The sequence below is a fragment of the Enterovibrio nigricans DSM 22720 genome, from assembly GCF_900167155.1.
Classification (GTDB): Bacteria; Pseudomonadota; Gammaproteobacteria; order Enterobacterales; family Vibrionaceae; genus Enterovibrio; species Enterovibrio nigricans.
Window position 1 is genome coordinate 1 of record NZ_FUXU01000109.1, and the last position, 10,023, is coordinate 10,023.

At 42.0% G+C, this 10,023-nt stretch carries 12 protein-coding genes; 2 read left to right on the top strand and 10 right to left on the bottom strand.

Annotated features, from left to right (window positions below; translation table 11 throughout):
• Positions 1–341: tyrosine-type recombinase/integrase (locus B5D35_RS21135; protein WP_170915241.1), on the top strand; the 341-nt coding region annotated here is incomplete at its 5' end.
• 135 nt (positions 342–476) lie between these two features.
• On the opposite strand, the gene B5D35_RS21140 is transcribed toward B5D35_RS21135, so the two are convergent.
• The 4 genes from B5D35_RS21140 to B5D35_RS21155 form a co-directional block, all read right to left on the bottom strand.
• A complete protein-coding gene (locus B5D35_RS21140) occupies positions 477–1,205 on the bottom strand; it encodes a DUF3307 domain-containing protein (RefSeq protein ID WP_078754462.1) in 729 nt (242 codons plus the stop codon).
• A gap of 51 nt (positions 1,206–1,256) precedes the next feature.
• Positions 1,257–1,889, bottom strand: coding sequence for a winged helix-turn-helix domain-containing protein (locus B5D35_RS21145; protein WP_078754463.1), 633 nt, complete (start codon positions 1,887–1,889; stop codon positions 1,257–1,259).
• 79 nt (positions 1,890–1,968) lie between these two features.
• Entirely contained in the window at positions 1,969–2,769 is an 801-nt protein-coding gene (locus B5D35_RS21150) for a ParA family protein (protein WP_078754464.1), read from the bottom strand.
• A 167-nt stretch (positions 2,770–2,936) separates the two neighbouring features.
• On the bottom strand, positions 2,937–3,470 hold the full coding sequence (locus tag B5D35_RS21155; protein WP_078754465.1) for a cytochrome b: 534 nt from the start codon (positions 3,468–3,470) through the stop codon (positions 2,937–2,939).
• A gap of 351 nt (positions 3,471–3,821) precedes the next feature.
• On the opposite strand from B5D35_RS21155, the gene B5D35_RS21160 reads away from it, so the two are divergent.
• Entirely contained in the window at positions 3,822–5,528 is a 1,707-nt protein-coding gene (locus tag B5D35_RS21160; protein ID WP_078754466.1) for a mechanosensitive ion channel domain-containing protein, read from the top strand.
• An 89-nt stretch (positions 5,529–5,617) separates the two neighbouring features.
• On the opposite strand, the gene B5D35_RS21165 is transcribed toward B5D35_RS21160, so the two are convergent.
• From B5D35_RS21165 to B5D35_RS21190, 6 genes are all read right to left on the bottom strand, one after another.
• Positions 5,618–6,199: a hypothetical protein gene (locus B5D35_RS21165; protein ID WP_078754467.1), complete on the bottom strand. Its 582-nt coding sequence runs from the start codon at positions 6,197–6,199 to the stop codon at positions 5,618–5,620.
• A gap of 184 nt (positions 6,200–6,383) precedes the next feature.
• The gene (locus B5D35_RS21170) at positions 6,384–6,674 is read right to left on the bottom strand and encodes a hypothetical protein (protein ID WP_078754468.1); all 291 of its coding nucleotides are present in this window, start codon (positions 6,672–6,674) and stop codon (positions 6,384–6,386) included.
• Positions 6,675–6,710: 36 nt separating this feature from the next.
• Positions 6,711–7,457, bottom strand: coding sequence for a metallophosphoesterase family protein (locus B5D35_RS21175; RefSeq protein WP_078754469.1), 747 nt, complete (start codon positions 7,455–7,457; stop codon positions 6,711–6,713).
• A 17-nt stretch (positions 7,458–7,474) separates the two neighbouring features.
• Positions 7,475–7,870, bottom strand: a complete 396-nt coding sequence (locus B5D35_RS21180) for a GFA family protein (protein WP_212567563.1) — start codon at positions 7,868–7,870, stop codon at positions 7,475–7,477.
• Positions 7,871–8,445: 575 nt separating this feature from the next.
• The gene (locus B5D35_RS21185; protein ID WP_078754471.1) at positions 8,446–8,889 is read right to left on the bottom strand and encodes a hypothetical protein; all 444 of its coding nucleotides are present in this window, start codon (positions 8,887–8,889) and stop codon (positions 8,446–8,448) included.
• Between the two features lie 561 nt (positions 8,890–9,450).
• Positions 9,451–9,840, bottom strand: coding sequence for a hypothetical protein (locus B5D35_RS21190; RefSeq protein ID WP_078754472.1), 390 nt, complete (start codon positions 9,838–9,840; stop codon positions 9,451–9,453).
• Between the last annotated feature and the right edge of the window lie 183 nt (positions 9,841–10,023).

A 10,023-nucleotide genomic window follows, 5' to 3' on the forward strand; every position in this document is an offset into this window, starting at 1 on the left:
TGACGTTTGTTGATACCAAAAACGGCAAGAACCGTACGGTACCCATCAGCGAAGCACTGGCGATGGAGATTGCAACGGGGAAAAACGGACGTTTATTCTCTAGCTGCTACAAAGAGTTTTACAACGCATTGAAACAGCAAGCGTTCGATTTACCGCTAGGGCAAGCGAGTCATGTTTTACGACACTCCTTTGCCAGTCACTTTATGATGAACGGGGGCAATATTCTCACACTGCAAAAGATATTAGGGCATGCAACAGTGTTGCAAACAATGGTGTATGCACACCTCTCACCCGACTATCTGAATGAAGCGGTGAGGCTAAATCCACTGTCCACAATCTGACCGAAAGGGCGGTTTTCAGTGTCTTGTTGCGTCAACGCGTTGAGTGGCAAGACACTGATTAAATCTGCAATTAGTTGATATATAAATAAAAAACAAAGCACCGAAAGGTGCTTTTTTTTCGTTGGTACGGGCCTATTACAACCGACTCATAGACATACCAATCAACCCGCTGCCAATACCAAACAACACACTAGCAAACGTTCCTAACAGCACATATTCCGTATACATTCTGCTGCCATGATCTTTTAAGTCGCCAAACCTAAACACCGATTTTGCAGCCAGCACTAATGCAACACCCGGTAACTGACCCCAGATAACGAATATGACGATCAATGCGCGTTCAAAATAGCCTATAAATGCACCAGCATCTTTCAACGGTTTTTGTTGAGGCGTGCTTTCTGAACGAAATAGCTCATCAGTCCAATTCTTCAAAAGAAGAGAAATCGCCAATGAGGACGGTTTCATCGCTAACAGAAATGCGATAGTCCAACAAAAAAGTTTCCACCAATCAGCAGAAACCAATGCGTTCACTGCGATATGCTTTTCTGTCGGCGGCGCTATCACATAAGCGGCAAACCCCAAAACAACGCCAACGGCCCCCTGCTTTACAAACAAGATACGTAGGTTTTCTTTATTTTTGAGTGACCACATGTTTGCTATCACAAACAGTGCAGCCAAAACGACCGTTGCTATCAATGACGGAATAAGGGGGATAGAAAAGAGAATGAAGACCACCAGCCACGCAGCACTTTGAAGTATAGGTAACGTAAATAACTGCTTGGCAAAGCGACGTTCAATCGGGAAGAGATAAAACTCAAACAACAAATACACGGCCACCAATGTGATCGCCAACGTGAGAACCATCTAAAAGCCTCCTACATGGGGCAGATAGCAACGTGCTGGCTACCCATTTCGTCATTGCGCATCGATATAACGCGCAACTCGACTAGCGTACCATCGACACGTTTCATCGATCTGCACATAATTAGCTCGATTAATGATTCTTGTGAACGCGCTGCGGCGAATACCGACCTTTTCAGCCAGTTCAGCATGTGAAAGTTCGGGATTTTCCAGCCATATTTTCAACGCGAAGGCCATTTTGGTCGTTAACGCCGAGATGTACCCATCGAGTAAATTGAGAACCGCATTAACATCATCATTCAGCGTGGGTTCATCTGCACTGAATACCAACCTTTCACTGGCCATCTTATCGAGATGGCGTCCTGAAAGCACAAAAGCCTCGCTGTTATTTGATTGCCTGACAGGTAATTCTCGCGTAGTCGCTTTTGCAACAGACAAAGACAGCCTGGCATCTGATGGTGATTCTTGGCTAAGAAGACAAATACGCACCGCTAACGCGACATGCAACAACATTTCAGGTCGTTCAGTATAAATCTGAAACGCATCTCCCCGATAAATTTCGCCCGTTATCGTTTCCTTAAAAGACGAAAACACTCCCTCCAACGTAGCTAACGTCGCACGTCGAGATGCTTCGTCCAGTTTTGTTGAGCCAACGATATCGCCTGTTATAACGCCTGCAAATTGCATATCCACCCCTCCGCACCTATAGGTTACACAATAAGGTAACACAGGATAGTGTTACGTATTTATGTAACCTTGTCAAAGGTTACGCTGAAGCATCAACAACCGTCTTCGCTTCTTCTGCGTCTATCGCGTTAAACAATGCTGAAAATTGTTTGCTTAATTTATGACTGGGTGCGTAATGAAGGAGCGGTATTTGGTGATAGTGTGATTCTTTCATTTTTACAGAATGGTTAAGGAAAGGCTCAAGTAAAGGCAGCCCCAACTCTCTGACATTCTCGATAATCTGGCTCGGGAATTTCGCTTGTGCATTGAACATGTTTACGACAATGCCTTCCAACGACAAATTCTTATTGTGGTCTTCCCTAAGCTCGGCCAAATTGTCCATTAACGTTAACAACGCCTGATGAGAAAAGCTGTCACAATCAAACGGGATCAAAAGCCTGTGAGCCGCGATTAAACCCGCTTTCGAGTAAAAATTGAGATTGGGAGGAGTATCAATATAGATACGATCATACGCTTTCTCCAACTCATCCAAGGCATCTCTGAGTTTGTAAATTTTATAACGTCGCTCTAGCTCGGGTTCAAGCGCCGCCAACCTGGGGCTGGAAGGAATAATATCGAGATTTTCATAGGCCGTAGGCTGGGGAAAGTCACTGATTGGTGTAGAAACAGAAAACCAAGAGACCGTTTGATCAAGAAGCTCGGCAACACTTCTGTCGTTCTTTGCATTGATATCAACACCGAGATAGTGACTGCTGTTACCTTGAATATCGAGATCAATGATGAGTGTTTTGTAGCCACTGGCTGCGCTCAACGCAGCAAGATTTACGGTGATACTTGATTTACCTACACCACCTTTTTGATTGAATATAATTCTGCGCATGTTGTTGTCATCCCTTAAAAGTGAAAAGCACGACAACGAACTGTGCATAATGCGTAAAGCTTATCAGGCAAGGGAAGCAGAAAAATGAAGATGTGTCTCGATTAGAGGGATTGGTAACGCAATAAAAAGCCTGCTAAAAATACACAGGCCTTAAACACATAGTTTGATCAGTCACGCCCTAACATACGTTTTAGCGTGGCATCTTTATCAAGCAGGTGGTGTTTTAGTGCGCCAAGGATATGAAGAACAATCGCCGCAATCACAATGTTAGCTAATACTTCATGCGTCGTATGGCCTATCGCACCAAGCCATTCGATCTTATCGCCGGTTCCGATAAGCGTCATACCAAATACATCTAAACCCCTGCCACCACCGACTGACATCAAAATGCCAGAAATTGGCATTAACAACGTTGCGAGCAACAAGAGGTGGTGAATGCCCTTCGCGGCCTTTTCTTGCCACGAAGGTGAGCCTGGAACGCTAGGTAAAGCACCTTCTTTGACACGCCAAAGGATACGCGTGGACGCAAGCACGAGAATGATAAAGCCAATAGATTTATGCAGACCAATCATTTCCCCCTTTTCTGGCCCTTTAGGGAGATCTTCAACATAAAGACCAAACGCTAGAGCCGCGATAAAAGAGATAGCGATAAGCCAGTGTAGGTAGATGGTTTGCTTTGAAAGAGGCAACATATTACTCATAAGATTCACTTCCTTTTAACCTTATTATTTTGTGGTCATTCTGCTCCTTGAATACTTTTTGCACAACAAAGTGAGTGTAAAGTAACGTAAAAATTTCGAACCAATCTACAACAATACTTTTACACACCCTGCATCCAATCTAAGAACTGAAATAGCAATGCTGTGCACAATCCTATGCCCAAAAAATCTTCAGGCTATTTGGGAATAGGATTGTGCAGGAAAGGACAAATTATAGGGCGTCATCTTGCTTGGGGATCCTCAGCCAAAATGCCATACTTGCACTTTATCTCGGTAACCTCTCCAAACACAGATAGAATTACCTGCCAAACGTGAAATGAAGGAGCCGTTTCAATGAAAACTCACTGGCAATTGCCCGTAGCCATACCTATTCTGATTTCTCTCTTACTACTGGCGTTATCACCTAGCTCTTATGCCGATTCTGAGCCAGCGCCACTAACGACTCAAGCAGCACCGGGTGTTAGAGCTGAAGACCAAATAACGCAATTAAACCGCGATTTAGGCCAACTCGTAACGATTCAAAAGCAATCGACGGGTGAAGACAAATTGGCACTACAGCTACAAATGTTCCAAAAGAATGTTCAGTTACGTTCATTAATTGGTTCGTTGGTAAAAGATTCCTCTGTAGATAAAACGTTTCTGATAAAACAAATTCAGCAACAAGATACCTATTCAGATCAAGGTATTAAATACCTCACTCAACGCACAACTAAACTCTCAGAAGATTTAAGCGCTGCCAAGAGTGATGAAAAATTTGCCATTCTGAGTGACTTCGAAGAATCCCGCAAATATCTGGACAGTATGTATGAGGAACAATCTCAGAATTCAGAGTGGCTAAAAAAACTCGACGCGCTTTCCTCGGCATCTGAGAAACACTTGAAAGAAGAAATAAACCGTCGAACTGAGCAGTTATCAGCAAATGTTGAATACATGCGCCAACAACTTAGTTCAATGGATGCGCAGCTCAAAGTTGCTCCAGAGTCAGAAAAAGCAACGATTCAGCTTAGCCAGCTAATCACACAGCGCCGCATGGAAATAGCAACAAATAGCCTTAAGGTAATGATAGATATCGCCGACAAGGAAGGCATAGAAACCGCCGAATACAAGAGGCTGTATTTTGAAGTTACTGGCAGTGTCACGCAGGATTTGCTCAGTACAGAAGTGATTTTTTCCATCGTCAAAAACTGGTCAAGTCAATTATGGAGCTGGCTAGCAGAGAACGCCCCTCAGCACATTTTCCAGTTTTTTGTCTTTTTGATCATACTTCTGATTGCACGACAGATAGCAAACATTACACGAAAAGTCGTTAAGCGCGCGGTTGCGGCTAAAAACCTCAAGTTTTCACAATTGATGCAAGACTTTTTTATCTCAATGTCTGGTAAAGCTGTTTGGTTTATCGGTATTTTGATCGCGCTGTCTCAGATTGGCCTAAACCTTACACCTATTCTTACTGGTTTCGGTATAGCGGGTGTCATTGTCGGTTTTGCATTACAAGATACGCTCTCAAACTTCGCGGCCGGCATGATGCTACTTATCTATCGCCCCTTCGATGTTGGAGACTTTGTCGCTGCGGGTGGCGTAGAAGGCAAGGTAAGTCACATGAGTTTGGTAAACACCACGATTAAAACCTTTGATAACCAAATTATCATTGTACCGAATAGCAAAATTTGGGGAGATGTAATCAAAAACGTTACCCACGAAAGAGTTCGTCGTGTTGATATGGTGTTCGGTGTTAGCTACAGCGATAATATTGAGCATGTTGAAAACGTTTTGAACGATATCGTATCAAGCCATCCTGCTGTTTTACGTTCACCAGAAACCATGATTAAGCTTCACGTACTCAACAGCTCTTCTGTCGACTTTATCGTACGCCCTTGGGTGAAAACTGATGATTACTGGGATGTGTATTGGGACGTCACGCGTGAAGTAAAAATGCGCTTCGACAAAGAAGGGATTTCTATCCCATTCCCACAACAAGATGTACATCTTCATATGGCTTCTGGTCAACTTCCCCCTTCTACTAACCAGAGCAACACTTAACAGCCTTTTAAATATAACGTAGTCATCAATGTAAAATACAAAAAGGGCAGCGTCGCTGCCCTTTTTATCACCCCAAATACCCTATGCCGTTAGGCAAATTCATAGACTTGAACAGCTCGCCCTCCTCCAAGGTAATTGGGATAAAATTCCTTAATAATACTTTGAAAACACCACATGTAATTACTGGTGGAATCTGCTTTGATATAGCCAACGTTAGGATCAAATATCGCAAACTTTGAACCATTACAAATAATTGCATGGCCATCACCAGTGATCCCGCCCAAAGCAATTAAGCTAAATCCTGTACCAGTGGTATGCTCTAGTGCTTGCTTGAAATTCATGAAATAGCGTTCAGAAATACAACGCTTATTCGCGCGCGTCATGGTCACTTTAAAGGCATCAACACTCTCGCCTTCATAAACCAGATTCAACACTAACTCGGCAATGCTGCTTCTAGACAGACTTCCAACAGCATCACCATTGATACCGTTTCTAAACCACTCCAGTAACACGTACCGACACAGTGCACTACACACCCCTTCAGCATGCTCTGAGCGTGAAGGTAACCCCCCATGTAGTACTTCTTGAATGTAGACTGACTGTTGGAAAGGCAACCACTCGCCAGTTAATCCTTTTTGTTGCAATTTATAAAGAAAAGCATGTCTATCCATTTCATCATCCCTAATGATCGAATTATTAAATAAAGCACTCGCAGTTATCCTTTAACTGCTCATACACCCTATGAAAGAGCTTCTTACATCACAGTTAACATCAACTCACTAAGAAATAGAATAAATTAAGATCAGGAAAAGAAAAACCTTTAATATATAAGGATATATTTTCTCTCCCGATTATTTACACCTGCTTTCCTGTTACCTTTCTCCAGAGCCACTGTAAAGCGAATTGGATGCTATAAAACGGATTAGTTGATGCATTGTATTCTTCCATCACATAGATGAAGTGGGACTTAAATTTCTCAACCGCTTCTTCTTCATTTTCCGCATAAATTGCATCATCAGTTACGACAAGACCTTGCGAAAGCAATGCATTTTTTTCGGCATGATAAGTCTGTGATGCCATATCAAGGTAAGTAAACTGATTTCGATTTGTCTCTGGATGGGTGAAAAACTGAAATTTCCTTGCCATAAAATCCCTTATTGGTCGCGACGTCACTGTAACCGTTTAAACAGCTGCACGTCCTGTATATAAAAACCGTGCCCAATCGGTTCGATTCCGTTTTAACGCTGCATCAACCGCTTCTCGCCTGTTATAATCTATCCGCTTGAAACTCACGTTCCAGCTATTCCCTTCCCCTTCTGCAATAGCATAAAAAGCGTGGTAACTATAACTTTGCATCATATGAATCCAAGGCTCATCATCTTGATATGCTGGAAGGCCAACACTTCCTGGATTCACAATAAGCTGGTTGTTGCTGGTCAAAACTGAACGCGCTAAATGGGTGTGACCACAACAAATAAGGTGACTCGGATTACCTGATAGTAAGCTTAATATCTCAGCATCGGACCGCAATTCGGGTTTGCCGCTAGATGCATCCTCTAATAAGTAGATTAAGTCACTTTCAGGTGTACCATGACAGAAAAAAACATCATCCGTAAATTGCAGAACGGGAGGTAAAGTTCGCATCCATTCAAGCGGTGCGCTACCAAGATCATTGAGGATAAACTGCGTGGTGGGATTTGACGAAATGTCTTCTCCCTGCGCCTCAAAAATTTGCCTGTCCTGATTACCACATATTGTGACAATCTCATTTTCCATCAACAAATCAAATGTAGCACGGGGTTCGATAGGACCGTATAGGATATCGCCGAGGTTTACGACCACATCGACGTTTTCCCTGAAAACATCATGTAACACAGCGTCTAGTGCATAAACGTTACTGTGTATGTCAGACAATAGAGCAATGCGCATCCTTTCTCTCCTAACACCTATTTCCGATCCGCTGGATGATTTACACCATCATTGGTAACAACATCATCAATATAAAAAGGGTTTACGCCTTGTAAACACCCAACATTATAGCCGTATTCAGTCGAATCTGATCGACGTTGATGATGCGTGTAGATGCCACATTCTGAGCAGAAGTAGTGCTTCGCCGTTTTCGTATTGAATTGATAAAGTTTGAGCAACTCTTCTCCTTTTACAATTTTTATTCCATCGAGTTTCACTGAGGCTACGACAGCCCCTTTTCGACGACAGATAGAGCAATCGCAACGACGAGGGCTTTCAATGCCATTTGGTAAGCTAAGTTCAATCTCTACACTTCCACAGTGGCAAGACAAAAGATGCTTTTTTAAAATTAGTGTACTTCCGAGCATTTTAATCATTTAAGGCTCTCCTTCCTTCATCCGGTGGTGATAGATTGTATTCAATTACCATCCACACACCGTAACATGAATATTTGATACGCCATATTTCATCGTTGGTATTATTCATTACTTGATACTTGTCGAGTTTTTGTCATTTGGAGATTGACCAAATATGACCTAAATCATATCGAAGAATGGAAGGTATCATCAGGAAAGGGAAATACTATAACGGCAATAACACTGGGAAGAATTCAGAGAGGTATCCATTCAACAACAAAATCATCAATTGTTGATTAAAATAATTATTGATTACAACAAACAACTTTAATTACACACCCTCACTATAACGATGGTACAAAGTCCTAAAAGAAGTTAATTGCCTCCATTTCAATGGTCTATTAAAAAATCAGAACATAATACAAATAACCAAAGTGCCCGTACTTCTGAGTACAAAGAGAACTTCAATCGTTCACCTTGGTTGATATTTTAGATATTTCTAATATCGTTTATACATTCGCTATGTATTACTCGTTTGCATAATGCCTAGATGCAGAGAATCAAGGCTTACGATCTTTACTGCTAAACAGTTTTTACTCGAAAGGTAGTAAGCCTAGGAGAACTGCGCCAGCGCCGATTTCTTCAGGTGAACAAGAACCATCAGCCTTTCCAAGTTCTTCGTAGAAGTTGCTGAACTTTTGCTCTATGTAATCGTTGTAAACACGGCCTTTTTCTTCATAAAAATTACTGTATTTCTTCTCAATATAGTCATTTCTAACGCGACCTAGCTCTTCATAGAAATTGCTGTATTTTTTCTCAATATAGCCGTTTCTTTCGCGACCTACTTCTTCATAGAAATTACTATATTTTTTCATAATATAGCCATTTTCAACTTTACCCAACTCTTCATAAAAGTTGGAGTATTTCTTCATAATGTAACAACTGCCAGAAGCAAGGGCTTGGTTAGCACTAAGAAGTAACACTGTCCCCCCTAATGCCACAAGCATTCGCTTTGCAATACCATTCATTTTCTTCATATATGGCTCCTTTTTTATTAATATTAAGATATCACTCAATTACTTTGCCAAACCGAACTAAATCATCACTTGCATGTTATGAAACATCGTAAATACTGTTGATCCATTTGTTTTTATTTTCCACAACAACAATCTTTAATAAGAGCTAATTGCGAAACAACACACAGCAAATACAAAAATCAACTTGATGTGTTTAAATCAGATATGGTGCAATTCGAAATTGACCAAGCAGTCAATAAGCAGCACTCAAAGCATATTCTCCGGCAGGCACGAAAATATTCTTGAATGTCAGATTAGACGTGTAGCCACTCAATTTGTGACTAAGCATTTAGCGGGAAGTAAATCATGATTCTGTTGAGCCTAGCGCAGCCGAGGGTAACATTACGCTGCGCTCAGACACGTTCACTTAGGTGGCGGTCACGCGATTCATGAGCGTTCAACGAAAATGGGGCCGCATCACGACCCTCTCTCAAACGAATCGGCCGAATTCTGAATCTGAAGGCTGATTGGAGATGCCGGAAAAACACCCTGACCTAGCAAGTGTTTATAACATCTATTTAATTATGCGGATTGATTAAACTGCTCGTCTGCATCCGGCTCAAGTGGCACCACAGGTGCTGGTTCAGGGGCTTCTTTGGGCTTCGTATACTCTTCAGCTTTCTTCTCAGCTTCATCGAGTAACTCTGAACCTTTTTCTTTTCCTTTATCCCAAAGTTCAGCCCCTTTTTCTTTGGCACCGTCCCAAAGATCACCACTGTTTTCTTCCGCATCTTTCAGCAGCTTGTCACTTTTTTCTTTCGTTGCATCCCAAGCATTCGTACCAGCCTCTTTGGCTTTGTCCCATGCTTCGTTAGCACTTTCTTTGGCCTTGTCCCAACTGCTGCTCTCTTCGGCAGTTACCGAAAGAGGTATAGTGAGCAGTACTGTGATTAAAAATATATGTTTTTTCATATCATTGACCTCAGTTCCTCTACCGGACATTCTTCCCTGATTGAGTTAGCTGTTTAACTGTAGCAAGCCATCTCACTACACACTGTATAGATGTGTATCAACGCGGCTTTGTTGCTTAATTCGGTTGGAAGACATGGCAGCCTAAAGTTGTTCGGTTCTTAAGCAATATACTGAGTTTCAGGC